The organism is Sorangium sp. So ce302, assembly GCF_051530145.1.
Classification (GTDB): domain Bacteria; phylum Myxococcota_A; class Polyangia; order Polyangiales; family Polyangiaceae; genus Sorangium; species Sorangium cellulosum_B.
The window spans coordinates 11,077,842-11,091,986 of the sequence record NZ_CP150326.1 but is presented as its reverse complement, the minus strand read 5'-3'; the positions used below and the strand labels follow the sequence as shown (position 1 = coordinate 11,091,986).

The following is a 14,145-nucleotide window of genomic DNA, read 5'->3' as shown; positions in this document are numbered from 1 at the left end:
AACGACCTGTTGGCTATCACTCCATGGGTTGCCGGATGATGGTCTTCCACTTGGCCGGATCGGCGCGGCGTATGTCGCTCAGATACACCTCGTGGTGCTTTCCTGCAAGCGCCGAGCGCGCACCGATAAAATCGTGGACTCGCTGAATGGTCGGCCCTTCTTCAGTGAAGGGGCCAACGTGAAGTATCTGAGCGCATGATCCTTCGGTGAAGTTCTCCAGCCTGACCGCGTCCAGCGCGGGAAGCGTCTTCTTTCGCCTCACTTCCACCATGGCCGCCTGAATCACCGCCTCCCCCACGAAATGAGGCTGCATGATCATCATCGTCCATCTCCACCTTGACCGATCGTTGGAGGTGAAGGCGGACATGTCATCCGACCACCAAAGGCCTTCGAGAGGCATGACCGCATAGTCGATTCCTTGCGACCCCTTCTTTATCATGAACTTCGTCGTGTAAGCAATGGAGAACAGCGCTTCCACTGCCTCGGCGTAGCCCTGTGATGTGTTGGGGTCGCCCTCGCCGTCGATCATGAGGAACTGAAATGTCGGCACGTCAACTTGAACCACCTCCTTCACGGATGCCTGGTAAAGATGCTTGAGTTCCCTCTTGAGATCAACTTTCGACACGAATGCACCTGATGATAGTCAATGTGTTGCACTTCAGCTGGGGCGCGTCAGCGCCGTGGGATGCAAGCGCCGGTCAGGCGCCTCTTGCTGACCGGCAATGCTCCTCCAGAGCGGGGTACGTCGACGCAAGATGCTCCCGGCCCGTCGACGGGTCGGCGTCCGCGTCACGCGCCCGGAACCTCCACGGCCGCAGGAGGCCCGTCCGTGCGTTCCTGAAGCCGATCAAGACGCTGGACGTGGACATGCCGATACGCTGGTCGGCCTCGGCGAACGACCCCGCGTCCACGACCGCCACGAAGCAGCGCAGCTGCGGGAGGGACATCTCGGACAGCGACGTGGACATGGCGTCGACGATAGGTCGATCGCAGCGCGTCGTACAATTCCTGCGAGCGCACTCGGCGAGGAGCGACGCGAGGAGGCTCTCCTGTACGAGCTCACGGTGCGCGCGTCCTAACGCAGCCCCTCCACGCGCCTGACGAAGGCGCTCATCAACGCGGCGCATTCGGCCGGATGGGTCTCCAGCAGGAAATGCGGGCCGTCGAGGATGTGCGCCTCCATGCGCGGGAGCGCCTTCATCCAGGAGAGGGTCTCCTCGAGATCGAAGAAGATATCGTGCCGCCCCCACAGCATCAGCGCCGGGGGTTGCCAGCGATCGAGATAATCGGCTATCTCCCCGAACCGCGCGACATGGCTGCGATAGTCGAGCACCAGCGCACGCTGCGTCTCGATCCGGCCGGGGAGCGACATGATCCGCCAGTCCTCCTCCCACAGCCTGGGCTCGATGCGCTCGGCGATGTCCCGGGGCACGCCGCCCAGATATTGGTCGCGCGTCCCCTCGAAGGTCAGGTGCGCGGTCGCCTCGGCTTCCCGCTCCGGCGTAGGATCGTCCCAATAGGCCCTGGTCGCCGACCATTGCGGCCCCATCCCGCTCTCATGGGCATTGGCATTCTGGACGATGAGGCTGCGTATCCTGCTCGGCGCGCGCGTGGCGAGATGAAGTCCTACCGCCGTTCCATAATCGTGGAGGTAGAGGTGGAAGGACCCGGCTCCGAGCCGCGCGAGCAGTCCGTCGATCATGTCCGAGAAACGCGAGAATGAGGGGCGCTCGACCGGCTCGGAGCCGCCGAACCCCGGAAGGTCCGGGGTGATCACGAAGCAGTCCCGCGCGAGGGGGCCGATCACGTTCCGGAACGATTCCGAGGAGCTTGGAAAACCGTGGATCAGGAGAATAGCCGGCTTCTCCCGATCGCCCGCCAGGCGGACCGCCATTTCGGCACCTTCAATCTCGAACCTCACCAGCTCCGGATTTGTCATCGCACCTGGTTCCTTCGATGCCTTCAATCGTCTGACGGGGCCTCCCGGCAGAAGGTGACACACCCTTCGCGCGCCGGCCACTGTCTCCCCCCTTCAAGGGGCCTATTTCGCCCGCCCTGCGCTGTCCAACGGCTTGCGGGTGAGCCGCGAAGCCCGCCGAGGCCGACGTCCCATCGTGCCACGCCCGTCCGACCTGTCGCAAGGCTTCGGTCATCCACGCCGCAGGCTTCGTCGGCTCCAGCCGCTTGTTCGCCGAGCCCGGCCCCGGTCGTCATTTCAGCAGGGATACGAACCGGTTGAGTATCGGAGTGATCTGCGGAAGCTCGGGGAGCCTCGCGACGAGATCATCCGGGAGCGGCCGTCCCCCGACGGCGGCGATCTGGGCCCCGATGGCCGCGATGGTATCGGCGTCGCCGCCCAGCGAGACTGCGGTCGCGATGACCGCGCCGATGGGCTCGTCCGTGGTCGCCGCTGCGACGAACAGGGCCATCGGTACGGCCTCAACCACATGGCCGGAGCACCCGAACCGGACAGCGGCTTCGCTCGGTGAGCCTCGAAAGTCGGCGAGATCAAGCAGATGATCGCGAACCGCTGTGTCCGGCAGATCGGCAGCGACCGCGGAGAGGAGATCCTGCGGAACAGCGCCATTGGACGCGCAATGTCGTAGTGCGACGACGACGGCGAGCGCACCGGCGTAAGCTTCGTCGCTGTGGTGTGTGATCCGCGAGACGTCACGAATCGTTCGACGGTCCGCCTCGACGCTCGGGTCCAGGAAGAACGACAACGGCGCTGCGCGCATGGCAGCACCCGAGCCTGAGGCGAACTCACCGCGAGCTCCAGCAAGAGCCCAGTGGGCACCAGCGGCGAGATCGCGAAGCGCCTTGAGCGTCGCAGAGCCTACGCCGGAGATGTGGCCAGTCTCGAACCAGTGACGAAAGCGCTCGGCGATCCGCTCCGGCTGTACGCGTCCTCGGCTCAGCACGATGGCTTCGCACGTGGCGACGGTCAGCCAGGTGTCATCGGAGAGCCGCGGAGCCTCTGGAAAGACGGGCTGTACCGGCCCTGCAAGGCCCTCGTACGGACCGCCCCATGCGTCGCCGAGCGCACCAGCGAGGAGGCAGCTGCGTGTGCGCGCTCGCTTCTCGACGGTCGTCATTCATCGCGATCCTACGCGAACTCCAGCCGCGCCGCTCGTCCTCCGGCTAACGTCTTGGCAATCAAGCCAGGGCGGTCACCCCCCGAGCACGACGTCGCCCTGGAGACGCTCCGGTTTCCTGCATAGCCGGATTGGAGCTCGCCCAGCGAGCCGCGTCGGTGGAAGCCGGCGCGTCCACAGGCCCGGGTGCAGCGGCGGCCATGGGGTGATCGGTCGAGCACCCGCCCCAGGTGGTGTACGGCACATTCAAAACGGATCGTCCCCAGAAGGGAAATGGTCGAGGTCGATCTCTCCAAGATCAGGAGGTCTTCGGTATTCGACGACATTCTTGCCCCGGCGCAGCCACGGCTCGAGAAGCCCCTCTCGCAGGAGCGCTGCGTAACCGTTCGGGTCGAAGTAAATCCAGGTCGGGTCACTGTGGTAATCGAACGGGCCGAAAAACCGCCGCAGTCCGTCAGCCTTCTCCGCGAGATCGTTCGCCGCGGCAACGAGGGCCCCACACAGTCGATCGCGGGCGTCGTCTGTGTCCGTGTCGCTCGAATTCCCCAGATCCAGTCGGGCTTGCCTGAGCATTCTGGCTCGTGGAAAGCGTCCTCGAATCTTGAGTTCCGCGATGAGCGAAATCATCTCCTGGACGCCCCGCTCCGGATCATCATCCCACCACGAGGTCGGGAAGATGGCCTGCGTCGCCACGAATCGGTCGAGAATCGTCGAAAGAGGATCCCAGAATGGAAAGTCGAGAGCCGCGAAGCAGACAGAGGCATCGGGAGCGTCGACGGCGACGCCGGCTCTCTTGAATCTTTCAAGAATCAAATGATAGCGCTCGTAGTCGTCGGGACTCGGCTTCAGCTCCCTGACCCGAATCGCCACGTAGCAAGGTGCGCCCCCCGCGGGCCCGGGCTCGAGGTCGGCCAGGATCGCATCGCACTGCCCCGCATCCAAGTACGTTCGAACGCGATCGTCGACGACCGTCTCCGGAGTCAGATAGGTCACCCGGCCGGCGCCGTTCAGCTCGAACCGCTGGTGCCCCAGCTTGCGGCCGATGATAACCCTATGTGTCTTGACGTTCATGGATCACTTCTCGTGCTCCTCGAAATGATGCCTGGGATTCGACGAGCGATGCAAGTCGCGGTCGCTCGCCGAGGTGCATGCGGGCGGGTTCATTCGCCGTGGGGAGCAGTCGGAGCAGTCGACGAGGATTCCCATCCCTCGGCTCCTGCGACTGCGAACGGCGGGGTGCGGCTCAGGGGACCGGAACGTCGCGGCTCGCCGGGCCTAGCATTACTCATCCTTCGGCTTCGGGACTCGGATCTCCGGGAGGTCCTTCTCGCCCGACGCGCGTGCGACCACACGGTGGCTCCAGCCTTCGATCTCCTTTTCCCCGTAGAGGATCATGCGTACGCCGACGTCCTTCGTGTCCATGTCGCCGACGTAGCGGCGGTTGTGCTCGGGCACAGCCTCGTACGCCGCGCGAAGCGCTTCACGGTGCGCGACGGTCGGATCGGCGAGGTACGTTTCGTAGGCGGTGCGGCAGCGCGCGATGGAGCCTGGGCGGCCGTTCAGTTTGTCGAGCAGGTCCGAGACCTCGCGGAGCTGCTCGCGGGGATCCGTGCCGTAATGCTCCGCCTGGACGACGAACGACCCGAGGCCATGGATGTGGACGCGGGCGCCCTCCGGCACCGAGCCGACGATCCTGCCGGCCTCCACCATGGCACGGAGGGCAGCGACGTCGAGCGCCTCGGGAGACGGAAGGCGCCCCAGCTCGACGACACCATCGGCGAAGACGCGGAGGCTCGCGAGGTGGTACTCGCCGTCGTGAACGAGGACCGAGAGCCGGTCCCCTGGGACGCGCTCGGAGAACGCGCGCTTGGGATCGACGACGCGGACGGGGCGCGCTTGCGACATGGCGAGGATGGAAACGCGGACATCGCCGACCATCTCGACCGTGCGCCCGTGGCAGTCGTGGAGGTTCTCCATCCGCGGGTTGAGCTGACGCACCAGCGCGAGAACCCGCTCGAACAGGCCATCGGCGTCGAGCTCCCACCGGCCGCCCGCGGTGGTCCACGCCGCAAGGCCGTGCACCGACACCTCGGCGGGGTCCGAGGGATGCGGCGTGACCCAGCCGGAGCGGAGCCGGTCGCGAAAGAGCGCGAGGTCGAGGAGCTCCCAGCAGTCGACGAGGCCGTCCGCGAAGACGGGAAGGTCGACGAAGAAGAAACTCGGCCCGTTGTGGATGAACGCGGGCGTGACAATGCCGTCGATCGTCTTGGTACGCGAAACGCGGTCGGCCGCCATGGAGATGCATTCTACGCCTTCTGCTCGTCGCGGGCTCGGTGCATTCATGCATTCATCTCCGCCCGCCGTCCTCAGGCCCTGCCGAGGATGCGGCGGAAGAAACCGGTCTTCGAGGGCGGCGCCTCGACGGGTCGCCCGACCAGCCAGCAGTCGGCGACCACGAGCGTCGCGCGCTCCGGGACCTCCACGGCGTCGGCCGGCGCGACGATGTCGATGGGACCGCCGAGGGTACGGACGCGCGTGTGTACGAACCTGCTCCCGGTGATCTCGTTGCGTGCAAGGGTGACCGACTCGACGTTCCCCGTGAGCAGGGCGCGGGCGCGCGCGCCGAGCTCGCCCTCGGCGCCGAACATGCCGTGCGGCAGGAATGCCTGGTCCGCGAGGCGCATGGGCTTGCCGGGCTCGCGCGGGACGCCGGGCTCTGCATCGCCGAAGAGCGCCGCCTGCGCGCGCTCGAGGTCGTCGGGCGTGGTGCAGAGTGAAAGGGACGAGGCGAAGCCGACGATCACGACCTCGAACGTCCGCTCGTCCGCGAGCCAGGCCTGATAGGGCTCGAAGAACAGGAATTGCAGCGCGGTCCGCGTGCACATCACGCCGGACGAAGGGTCGATCACGTCGCAGTCGGCGCCGCTACAATGCAGGCACTCGCGATCGAGGTGCGGCGCGCTCGTGTGCACTCGCCAGCGCGTGCCGCCGTCGGGCGCGGCGAAGAAGGGGGTGATGCAATCGATCGCCTTTTGGTCGTCAAACCGGGCAGCGAGCGCGGCGCCGCTCGCGTCGCGGAACCAGAGGTAGTGCGCCGCGGACGCGCCGAGGTCCGGCGGCGGAGCGGCGCGCTCGAGCGCGGCGCCGACCGTACGCCGCAAGTCGTCCTCGGAGGAAGCAGCGAAGCCGATCGCGGACAGGTTGCTCATGGGGGAGGTATACCCGAGATCTGTACGCGTGCGTTCATGCGCGCGATTGGGTCGAGGGCGTCACCTTCACGCTGGGGCCGCCGGGCAAGGGCGGCATCCGCTGGGACGACCAGGGCAAGATGATCTCGGGCGAGGACGGCGTCGCCGTGGCGATGCGCCGATTTTCCGGCTGCCGTCCACTCTATTACTCCAGCAGCCGTCGTCAGGCCGGCGACCGTTGAAACCATCGTTGCTTGAAAGAGCGCTTCGAGCCCACGCGGCCGAGGTGCGTGTCGCCGAACGCCGTCCCGTACTTGAGCCCATAGCCCAGCATCCGATCGAAGCCGATGTGCCCGACCCAGATCGCCGCGCCGAGCAGCAGCGCCGGCGAGCCAAGCGCGACCGACGCGACCGCGAGCAGCGCCGGAGCCAGATGGCTGTGCCCCGCGTTGTAGGCCACGGCGCCCACCCGCGGGCCCGCGAGGTAGCCGAGCAGCGACAGGTCGGGCAGGAGGAACAGCGCCGCGAACCATCCCCAGCTCCCGCCCAGGTGCGCGTAGGCGAGCAGCGCTGCTCCGAGCACGAGCGCGCCCTCGAGGCGCAGGAGCGCGCGCGGCATGCCCGTGGCCCCGCCCGCCGAGACCTCGCAGGTGGGCTGCGGCACGGGGCGGCGGGTAGAGGGAGCAAGGTCGAGCGCAGGGAGCATCGCGGCGGTGGTCATGGTCGTTGTCCTCGTCGTGCGTACCGGCGCGGGTGCCGGCGACGTGGAGAGCATGGTCGCTGCGGGTGCTCATGAACATTGTACAAATGCGTCCATCCGCTCATCATCTTTTGATGAGCCCAGCCGAGCCCTCGTGGGACCTCTACGGTGCCTTCCTTGCCGTCATGCGCGCCGGCAGCCTCTCCGGCGCCGCGCGTGCCCTCGACGTCGCGCAGCCCACCGTGCGCCGCCAGATCGAGCAGCTCGAGTCGCAGCTCGGCGTCGTGCTGTTCACCCGCGCGCCGAACGGCCTGGTGCCGACCGAGCTCGCGCTTGCCACGCTGCCCTACGCCGAGTCCATCGCCGCGAGCGCGCGCGCCCTCGTGCGCGCCGTGTCGAGCCCCACCGATGCCGACCGCGGCACCGTGCGCGTCACGTGCAGCGAGGTCGTTGGCGCCGAGGTGCTTCCCCCGATACTCGCCGCGCTCCTCGTTGCTCATCCGCGCCTTCAGATCGAGCTCGTCGCCACCAATCGCACCGAGGATCTCCTGCGCCGCGACGCCGATGTCGCCGTGCGCATGGCGGAGCCGACGCAGGCCGGCCTGGTGAGGCGCTGCGCCGGGCGCGTCGAGCTCGGCCTCTTCGCCACCAAGGCGTACCTCGCCGCGCACGCTGCCCCGACGTCGCTCGCGGGGCTCGTGCCGGGCCACGCCCTCATCGGCGCCGACGGCTCCCGCGCCATCATCGACGCGCTCGCCGCCGCCGGGCTCGTCACAACGCCGCGCGATTATGCGTTCCGCAGCGACAGCGACATCGTGAAGCTCGCCGCGGTGCGCGCCGGCCTCGGCATCGGGGTGTGCCAGCTCCCGCTCAGCCGGCGGCCGGTGCCGCTCGTGCGCGTGCTGCCCGCGCTCGCCTTCCACCTGGACGCCTGGGTCGTCATGCACGAGGATCTGCGCGCCGTGCGCCGCGTCCGCCTCGTCTTCGAGCACCTCGTCGCGCAGCTTGGTGCCTACGCGACCCAGGCACGCGCCCCCCGTGCCGCGCAGCACCGAAACAGGCGCACCGTCAGCACCAGCCGCTCGTCCGGCGGCGGCGCCGCAGCTAGGGTCGCTGCGCAGGTCGAATCTCGAAGATCTGACGTGCCCGGAAGAAGCACACATCGAATTCCAGGAAGAAGTTGATCTGGCCCAGAATGACAGGCACGGTGTCTACTCTTGCCCAGGCGAACGCCAAGCGCACCGGAGCGAAGCCCGCAACGACCGCCGACACGAGGACGGCGCGCGCCTCGGCGATCGCCAGATTCCCGCTGAGCTGCACCGCGGTGCTCTGCTGATCCCAGTCGAAACCAAGGTTGAGACCGGCCGTGTAGGGCAGGACGCTGACAGCAGCCCCCGTGTCGAGCAGGCCCAACGCTTGCACGCTGCGCCCTCCCACCAGCGTCAGCGGGAGCATCGGCGCAAGGCTTCCGGCGACATGCTCAGAGGCGCGCGCCAGGAAGGGGAACTGCTGACCCGTGACGGACACGTTGCGGTTCCTATTCGGTGCGCAAGGTCTGGAGGAGCGTCTCGGCCGCCGCAAACGCTTGGTCGGGCGACCACACGGAGTAGGACTGGCCCGCCCGGAGCGCAGGTGGCTCCTCCGCCTCCGCCAGCTCCTGTGCGAGGAACTGGATCAGCTTGAGCTTGTCAGCACGCGGCAAAGACTGGATATCCGGGAGCAACTCAACGAGCGACATGACGCGTCACCTCAATTGGTGATTAATTATACCATGGGTCGCTCATCGCCGCAAGCGCTGCCGCCTCGGCGAGCAGCCCGTCGGGCCGGGCTCGTGTCCACCATTCATCGGTTCGATCGACACCACGACGCCGCCCGCGATGCTCGAGTGGCCCAGTTGCTCCGCTCCGATACGTGGGTACTGGGCCTGTCCGACGCGCCGTTGGATCGGGGCGAGAAGCTGCTGACAGTCACGCATCCCTCCGAGGGACAAGCCGGATTCCTGCCTTGCGATAGGCCACGTCAGGGGCCGGCCGGTTGCTCCGGTGGCCCGGCCGGGTCAGTTCGGCGTTTCACGACCGCTCTGCGAATGCTCCGTGGTGCAGGAGAGGTCCCTGGCCAGATCTGAAGAGATGTCGGGGCCTCTCCAATCTTATCGAGCCTCGACGAGGCACGAGACCTCAGCGATGAACTCGTCGCCCAGCCCGGGGCGCCTCTCGTCGTACCAGATGGTCGCCGCCCGAAGCTCAGCGCGCGCTTCAGGATGAAGCTCGACCCGCACGCCGGTCCTCGAGCTCCTTCAGGATCTCCGCGCGTGCCGGGCCCGCTCGTGGCGGGGCAACAGCAGCACCTGCGCGAGAAGTTCCTCGGTGGATATAGGGGAAATGTAGCATGGCTCGGGTCCGCCACGCACGGCGATGCGGCCTCCAGCTCGATGGCCCGCCGCACCGGCGCCAGGCTGGTCTGCTCGCGGGCCAGAACAGGCGATGGTACCGGCATACCGATGCTTCTCCGGGCCGCGCAAGCACCGAGGTCGAGATGATCCGAGGCAGGTTTCGCCCCGCCCATGGGTGGGGGGCCATGACGGCGAGGATTTGCCCGGACCGATCTACGGCGCGCGAGGCACCATCGGCGCCCCCGGCCAGGGCATCGTGCGCATCAGCGAGGCCGGTTGGGAAGCGGACTGGTCCGGCCACGGCGGCTGGGGCACGCCGGGCCAGGGCGGAGGCGGCGGCCGCAGAGGCGGGCTCGGCGTGTGCGGCGCGGCGTCCGGGGGAGCGCCGGGGGAGGCTCGGGCGGGGCCGGCGGCCGCGGTGGGGGGGCGAGAACGGCTACCTGAGCATCGGCCTCGTCGCGCTGCGCGCCAAGGTGACCGTGCGCGACTGCGAGATCGAGACGTCCGACGGCGGCCAGGGCGGCGACGGCGGCCCGGGGCGCGGCGGCGACTCGCTCGGCATCGCGCATCGCCGACCTCGGCGAGGACCGGCTCATGGCCCTGGGCGTCACCTCCACGCTGAGGCCGCCGGGCAAGGGCGGCATCCGCTGGGACGACCAGGGCACGGTGATCACGGCCGAGGACGGCGTCGCCGTGGAGACGCGCCGGTTTCCTGAATAGCTGGATTGGAGCTGGCCCAGCGAACCGCGCCTGTGGACGGCGGTGCGTCCACAGGCCCGGGGGCAGCGGCGGCCGTCGGGGTGAGCGGTCGAGCTCCCCGAACCCAGCAATGATGACGCCTACGCCATGCTTTTTTGCTTCGGCGAAGATCTCGTCCAAGTGGCTCTCGAGTTGCTTCGCGCGCTCAGCAGGAACATGAGCGAGAACGTATGAACGCGTCGCAGACCGGAGGTGTGCGAGAGCTTCATACACAGACGTAACATCAAGACCGTCCGAGGTCTTGATTTCAAAAGTAATGACATCAAAATGGCGTCCCGGGATGTACGGGTAGGTCGAGAGCGTTGCAACGGCCAAGTCGGGCCGCGACCACTTGCCGCCCGTATATCTACTACCTTGCTGCGCCGTAACTTGAATGATGTGGTTGTCGAAGCCGGCAGCCGCAACCCAGCTTTCGCCAACCACCTTAGCCATTGGTGCGTAGAGGCTCTTCTCGCGTTCCCAGTCCTCTTGCGGAGGCGTGACGCTCACCTCGGGAACCCCTGCAGCCGCCGCTGGCGCTCCCGCGGTCGCATCAAGCACTCGATAAACGCTGCCGCCTTTGCCACGACCACGCTCGAGAACGCCGCGCTCGACCAACCGGTTGCGCACCGGCCAGTACTCAAGCGGAGTCCACCGCAGAGTACGCATTAGCGCCATGTTCCCAACTGATGTCCCGTCCTCTGGCACCTGCTGCAACAGCGCCGCTTCCTGAGCCTCAAGCGTCATAGCGTCCATCTACAAGCTTCTGTGCCACGTCGAGTCCGGTTGTGAACCTTACCGGGGACATGTGCGCGCAGGCAAGGCTCATCACCAGAAGTGTGACGTGCGCGCCAGCCCAACTTCCACGCGCTCAGCAGCGACCTGCAGCACGAGGTTACGCGGCGGGGCGCTTGCGCGGCCGGTCGCGCTTGATCTCCTCTTCGCCCGCGCGCTCTCCCGCTCTCGGCGGTGGCCCCGATGAGCCCGATGAGCCGCGCCCCTGTCGACGCCCCCGCCGAGACAACGGCCGAGCTGCCGACCGCGACCGAGTCCGCCCTCCTCGAGATGGTGATCGGCCTTCCCGGCGTCGGGCCGCGCATCCTCGGCACGGCCGCTCTCCCCTCCCTCGGTCGCCTCTCGCCCGCGGCGCTGGCCGAGCGCACCCAGATCGCCCTCTTCGACGCGACCCGGCTCGCCGCCGCCTTCGAGCTCGGCCGCCGCACCCACGCCGCCCGCGCGCGCCGGGGCGCGCTCCTCACCGACGCCGCCCGCGTGGCGCGTTACTTCGGCCCGAGGCTCGCATCTCTGGTCCACGAGGAGCTCTGGATCGCGGCGCTCGACAGCCACGGCCGCGTCCGCGAGACGCGCCTGCTCGCCCGCGGTTCCGACGACGCCCTCCACGTCGGCCGCTCCACCGTCCTGCGCACGGCGCTGGACATGGCCGCCCACAGCTTCGTCCTGGCCCACAACCACCCGAGCGGCGACCCGACGCCAACCCGCGAGGACGAAGCGATGACCCTGGAGCTGCGCCACCTCTCCGCGGAGCAGCCCGACGCGAGGCGGGGGCGCGTCCGTCGCATCTGTGCGTGATACGCTCCACCCACGATGGTCGATCCTGAAGCGGCACCTCCGGTCTACAATGAGGACGGCGTCGACCTCACGCTCATCCGCTGGATGCTGAGCCTCACGCCAGCGGATCGGGTCGCCACCCTCCAGGCCCACATCGACTTCGTCACGCTCGCCCGTGAGAGCAGGCGCGCGCGAGAACCGCATGCCCGCTCCGACGAAGATCGCTGAGCTCCTCGGAGTGCTCGCCCGGCATTAAGTCGACTTCATTGTCGTCAGTGGCGTCCGCGGGCACGACCCTCGGCCTGCACCCAGGACCGATCGGGCTCAGCGGCTGTTCGGCGGGCGGGCGTTGTGCCGAGTGGGTCCGGTGTTTGCCGTCAAACGGTGGGCACAGTGCCCCCGTCGATCAGGTACTCGCTCCCATGGATGGACGCCGCCCTGTCGGAGGCAAGGAAAGCGACGAGCTCCGCGACCTCTTCGGGCCACGCGGGACGCCCGATGGGGATACCACCGAGCGCGTTCATGATGCCCTGCCGGGCCGTGTCCTCATCCGTACCGGCGCCGTCGGCAAGGCGCTTCACCAGGGCGTCGGCTGCCGTCGTGCGGATCCATCCCGGGGCGATCGAGTTCACGCGGACGCCCTTCGGTCCCAGCTCCTTGGAGAGCGCCTTGCTGTACGTGGACAACGCGGCTTTCGCCGACGCGTACGCGATCGTCGCGTCGTGGAGAGGGAGCCGGCGCTGGATGGACGAAACGTGGAGGACGACCCCCGCGCCTCGCGCGATCATGTGCGGAAGGAGCGCGCGATCGAGACGCACGGCGGCCATGAGGTTGAGCGACAGCTCGTCGTGCCAGATGTCCTCGGTGAGCGACGCGAAGCCGCCGCCCGGCGCAGAGGAGCCGCCGACGGAGTGGACCAGGATGTCGATCCCGCCAAGCTCGCCCAGGACCGCGCGGACGACGGCGTCCACCCCTGCCACCGTGGCGAGGTCGGCCTGTACGAAGACGTTCGGCGACTGGCCTGCCGGGAGCGCAGAGCGCGCCGTGGTCGCCGTCACGGCGCCCGCCGCGCCGAGGCGGCGGACGATGGCCTCGCCCGCCCCCTTGGTGCCGCCTGTGACGAGCACGCGCTTGCCGGCGAACTCCTCGGGATCGATCGAGAATCGTCGGGAGCAGGCGAGCACGCCATCGACGCTCCGCGCGTTCTGCGCGGCGACGTCCCCTGCGAGCGGTTCAGGTACTTGCATGGGCGGTGATTCCTCCTGAGGGACGATGACTCGCGGCCCGGCGCGTCGGCCCCCTCGCGCGCAAAGTTGGGCTAGGCTCATCGGGTGGCAAGAACGCACGAAAAGGTGGGGTACGCACCTGAAGGTGAGTACGACGAGCCGGCGACTCCCGAGATCGCCGCCGAGCGTGTCGAGCAGGCCCTCGAGCTCCTCAAGGGGCGCTGGAAGCTGGTGATCCTCTTCCGCCTCTTCGGAGGGAAGGTGCAGCGCTTCTCGGAGCTCGAGCGCGCCATCCCTGGCATCTCGCAGAAGATGTTGATCCAGCAGCTCCGGCAGATGGAGCGCGACGGGATGATCTGGCGCGTCACGCACCCCGAGGTGCCGCCCCGGGTCGAGTACGGGCTCACCGACTGGGGACAAGCGCTCTGCCCGGCGCTCGACACGCTGCTGCGATGGGCAGCCAAGCGCGGCGCGTCCTCCGAGCCGCGCGGTACAATCCCCCCGTGAACCTTCCCGAGCTCGAAGCCGAAGCCCTGAAGCTGCCCGTCGCGGAGCGCGCACGTCTCGCAGAGGCGCTTCTGGAAAGCCTGGATGAGCTCTCCGAGGAGAAGCACAGGCGCCTCTGGACCGAGGAAGCGACGCGCCGGGACGCAGAGCTCGAGGCAGATCCGTCCCCCGGGGCCGACCGGCCGGGGACGTCTTTCGTGACGCCCGCGAGCGGCTCCGGTGACGCTCCCGGTCATCGTTCACGACCGAGCCGAGGTCGAGCTGAACGATCGCGCGCCCGACGTGCGACCTCGACCTGGATGGCGCGCGAGAAAGGCGCTCGCGAGGTCGGGCGGTGGGGACCCACCTGACCGCTGCGACGTCCAAGGCGGGAGGACTGCGACGGGCGTACGCGCTCATGGAGGCGACAGCCGGCCGGCCTCGGAGCCATGCTCGCTCGCTATCGTCAGGGATCACCACCGTGGTACAGTGGGTCAGGAGCCCGACGCCGATGCATGATCGCCAAGCCGAACGAACAGCGGCTGAACCCTCCGACGCCGAGAAGACCTGGGATCAGCGGATACTCGAACGAGTCCCCTCTGGCGTTGATGCATCGCTCATCGCCGAGAACCTGCGCTTGACTCCCACCGAGAGAGTCGAGCGGATGCGGAAGGCACTGGAGTTCATCGAGGAAGCGAAGGCAGCCCATGGTCACCGACTTTCGGCGCGTCGTTGAAGCGCTCGTCGGTGA

Annotated in this window: 18 protein-coding genes; 7 read left to right on the top strand and 11 right to left on the bottom strand. The window is 68.0% G+C overall.

The window, feature by feature from the left end; translation table 11 throughout:
* Positions 1-16: 16 nt before the first annotated feature.
* From WME73_RS41980 to WME73_RS41945, 8 genes are all read right to left on the bottom strand, one after another.
* Positions 17-625: a GyrI-like domain-containing protein gene (locus tag WME73_RS41980; RefSeq protein WP_437913235.1), complete on the bottom strand. Its 609-nt coding sequence runs from the start codon at positions 623-625 to the stop codon at positions 17-19.
* 73 nt (positions 626-698) lie between these two features.
* The gene (locus tag WME73_RS41975; RefSeq protein ID WP_437913234.1) at positions 699-968 is read right to left on the bottom strand and encodes a hypothetical protein; all 270 of its coding nucleotides are present in this window, start codon (positions 966-968) and stop codon (positions 699-701) included.
* 107 nt (positions 969-1,075) lie between these two features.
* On the bottom strand, positions 1,076-1,939 hold the full coding sequence (locus WME73_RS41970; protein ID WP_437913232.1) for an alpha/beta fold hydrolase: 864 nt from the start codon (positions 1,937-1,939) through the stop codon (positions 1,076-1,078).
* 271 nt (positions 1,940-2,210) lie between these two features.
* On the bottom strand, positions 2,211-3,095 hold the full coding sequence (locus tag WME73_RS41965) for an ADP-ribosylglycohydrolase family protein (RefSeq protein WP_437913231.1): 885 nt from the start codon (positions 3,093-3,095) through the stop codon (positions 2,211-2,213).
* Between the two features lie 246 nt (positions 3,096-3,341).
* A complete protein-coding gene (locus WME73_RS41960) occupies positions 3,342-4,166 on the bottom strand; it encodes a hypothetical protein (protein ID WP_437913230.1) in 825 nt (274 codons plus the stop codon).
* Positions 4,167-4,376: 210 nt separating this feature from the next.
* Positions 4,377-5,390, bottom strand: coding sequence for a DUF7638 domain-containing protein (locus WME73_RS41955; RefSeq protein ID WP_437913229.1), 1,014 nt, complete (start codon positions 5,388-5,390; stop codon positions 4,377-4,379).
* Positions 5,391-5,461: 71 nt separating this feature from the next.
* Positions 5,462-6,304, bottom strand: a complete 843-nt coding sequence (locus tag WME73_RS41950) for a hypothetical protein (protein ID WP_437913227.1) — start codon at positions 6,302-6,304, stop codon at positions 5,462-5,464.
* Between the two features lie 202 nt (positions 6,305-6,506).
* Positions 6,507-7,004 carry a DUF4260 domain-containing protein gene (locus WME73_RS41945; protein WP_437741881.1) on the bottom strand — a complete coding sequence of 166 codons (498 nt, stop codon included), beginning with the start codon at positions 7,002-7,004 and terminating at the stop codon, positions 6,507-6,509.
* A gap of 113 nt (positions 7,005-7,117) precedes the next feature.
* Here WME73_RS41945 and WME73_RS41940 point away from each other — a divergent pair, with 113 nt between their 5' ends.
* On the top strand, positions 7,118-8,167 hold the full coding sequence (locus WME73_RS41940) for a LysR family transcriptional regulator (protein WP_437913226.1): 1,050 nt from the start codon (positions 7,118-7,120) through the stop codon (positions 8,165-8,167).
* Here WME73_RS41940 and WME73_RS41935 read toward each other — a convergent pair.
* Together WME73_RS41935 and WME73_RS41930 are read right to left on the bottom strand one after the other, a co-directional pair.
* Positions 8,088-8,510: a hypothetical protein gene (locus tag WME73_RS41935; RefSeq protein ID WP_437913225.1), complete on the bottom strand. Its 423-nt coding sequence runs from the start codon at positions 8,508-8,510 to the stop codon at positions 8,088-8,090. The two genes, WME73_RS41940 and WME73_RS41935, sit on opposite strands and share 80 nt — an antisense overlap.
* A gap of 10 nt (positions 8,511-8,520) precedes the next feature.
* Positions 8,521-8,721: a hypothetical protein gene (locus WME73_RS41930; RefSeq protein ID WP_437904709.1), complete on the bottom strand. Its 201-nt coding sequence runs from the start codon at positions 8,719-8,721 to the stop codon at positions 8,521-8,523.
* A gap of 1,248 nt (positions 8,722-9,969) precedes the next feature.
* Here WME73_RS41930 and WME73_RS41925 point away from each other — a divergent pair.
* From WME73_RS41925 to WME73_RS41915, 3 genes are all read left to right on the top strand, one after another.
* Entirely contained in the window at positions 9,970-10,095 is a 126-nt protein-coding gene (locus tag WME73_RS41925; protein ID WP_437913223.1) for a hypothetical protein, read from the top strand.
* Positions 10,096-11,100: 1,005 nt separating this feature from the next.
* A complete protein-coding gene (locus WME73_RS41920) occupies positions 11,101-11,703 on the top strand; it encodes a JAB domain-containing protein (RefSeq protein ID WP_437913221.1) in 603 nt (200 codons plus the stop codon).
* 15 nt (positions 11,704-11,718) lie between these two features.
* Positions 11,719-11,910, top strand: a complete 192-nt coding sequence (locus tag WME73_RS41915) for a hypothetical protein (RefSeq protein ID WP_061613758.1) — start codon at positions 11,719-11,721, stop codon at positions 11,908-11,910.
* 149 nt (positions 11,911-12,059) lie between these two features.
* Here WME73_RS41915 and WME73_RS41910 read toward each other — a convergent pair whose 3' ends face one another.
* Positions 12,060-12,929 carry an SDR family oxidoreductase gene (locus WME73_RS41910; RefSeq protein ID WP_437913219.1) on the bottom strand — a complete coding sequence of 290 codons (870 nt, stop codon included), beginning with the start codon at positions 12,927-12,929 and terminating at the stop codon, positions 12,060-12,062.
* An 84-nt stretch (positions 12,930-13,013) separates the two neighbouring features.
* Here WME73_RS41910 and WME73_RS41905 point away from each other — a divergent pair, with 84 nt between their 5' ends.
* From WME73_RS41905 to WME73_RS41895, 3 genes are all read left to right on the top strand, one after another.
* Positions 13,014-13,415 (top strand): winged helix-turn-helix transcriptional regulator, encoded by a 402-nt coding sequence (locus tag WME73_RS41905; protein WP_437913218.1) that lies wholly within the window; start codon positions 13,014-13,016, stop codon positions 13,413-13,415.
* The gene (locus WME73_RS41900; RefSeq protein ID WP_437913216.1) at positions 13,361-13,765 is read left to right on the top strand and encodes an addiction module protein; all 405 of its coding nucleotides are present in this window, start codon (positions 13,361-13,363) and stop codon (positions 13,763-13,765) included. The genes WME73_RS41905 and WME73_RS41900 overlap by 55 nt, the downstream gene beginning before the upstream one ends.
* A 140-nt stretch (positions 13,766-13,905) precedes the next feature.
* Positions 13,906-14,130, top strand: coding sequence for a hypothetical protein (locus tag WME73_RS41895; RefSeq protein WP_437913215.1), 225 nt, complete (start codon positions 13,906-13,908; stop codon positions 14,128-14,130).
* The last annotated feature ends 15 nt before the right edge of the window (positions 14,131-14,145 follow it).

Coding starts and splice junctions, on each gene's coding strand:
- WME73_RS41900 (WP_437913216.1), top strand. CDS start 13,361: ATGGGCAGCCAAGCGCGGCGCGTCCTCCGAGCCGCGCGGTACAATCCC.
- WME73_RS41915 (WP_061613758.1), top strand. CDS start 11,719: ATGGTCGATCCTGAAGCGGCACCTCCGGTCTACAATGAGGACGGCGTC.
- WME73_RS41955 (WP_437913229.1), bottom strand. CDS start 5,390: ATGGCGGCCGACCGCGTTTCGCGTACCAAGACGATCGACGGCATTGTC.
- WME73_RS41920 (WP_437913221.1), top strand. CDS start 11,101: ATGAGCCGCGCCCCTGTCGACGCCCCCGCCGAGACAACGGCCGAGCTG.
- WME73_RS41910 (WP_437913219.1), bottom strand. CDS start 12,929: ATGCAAGTACCTGAACCGCTCGCAGGGGACGTCGCCGCGCAGAACGCG.
- WME73_RS41950 (WP_437913227.1), bottom strand. CDS start 6,304: ATGAGCAACCTGTCCGCGATCGGCTTCGCTGCTTCCTCCGAGGACGAC.
- WME73_RS41930 (WP_437904709.1), bottom strand. CDS start 8,721: ATGTCGCTCGTTGAGTTGCTCCCGGATATCCAGTCTTTGCCGCGTGCT.
- WME73_RS41970 (WP_437913232.1), bottom strand. CDS start 1,939: ATGACAAATCCGGAGCTGGTGAGGTTCGAGATTGAAGGTGCCGAAATG.
- WME73_RS41975 (WP_437913234.1), bottom strand. CDS start 968: ATGTCCACGTCGCTGTCCGAGATGTCCCTCCCGCAGCTGCGCTGCTTC.
- WME73_RS41965 (WP_437913231.1), bottom strand. CDS start 3,095: ATGACGACCGTCGAGAAGCGAGCGCGCACACGCAGCTGCCTCCTCGCT.
- WME73_RS41960 (WP_437913230.1), bottom strand. CDS start 4,166: ATGAACGTCAAGACACATAGGGTTATCATCGGCCGCAAGCTGGGGCAC.
- WME73_RS41925 (WP_437913223.1), top strand. CDS start 9,970: ATGGCCCTGGGCGTCACCTCCACGCTGAGGCCGCCGGGCAAGGGCGGC.
- WME73_RS41940 (WP_437913226.1), top strand. CDS start 7,118: ATGAGCCCAGCCGAGCCCTCGTGGGACCTCTACGGTGCCTTCCTTGCC.
- WME73_RS41945 (WP_437741881.1), bottom strand. CDS start 7,004: ATGACCACCGCCGCGATGCTCCCTGCGCTCGACCTTGCTCCCTCTACC.
- WME73_RS41895 (WP_437913215.1), top strand. CDS start 13,906: ATGCATGATCGCCAAGCCGAACGAACAGCGGCTGAACCCTCCGACGCC.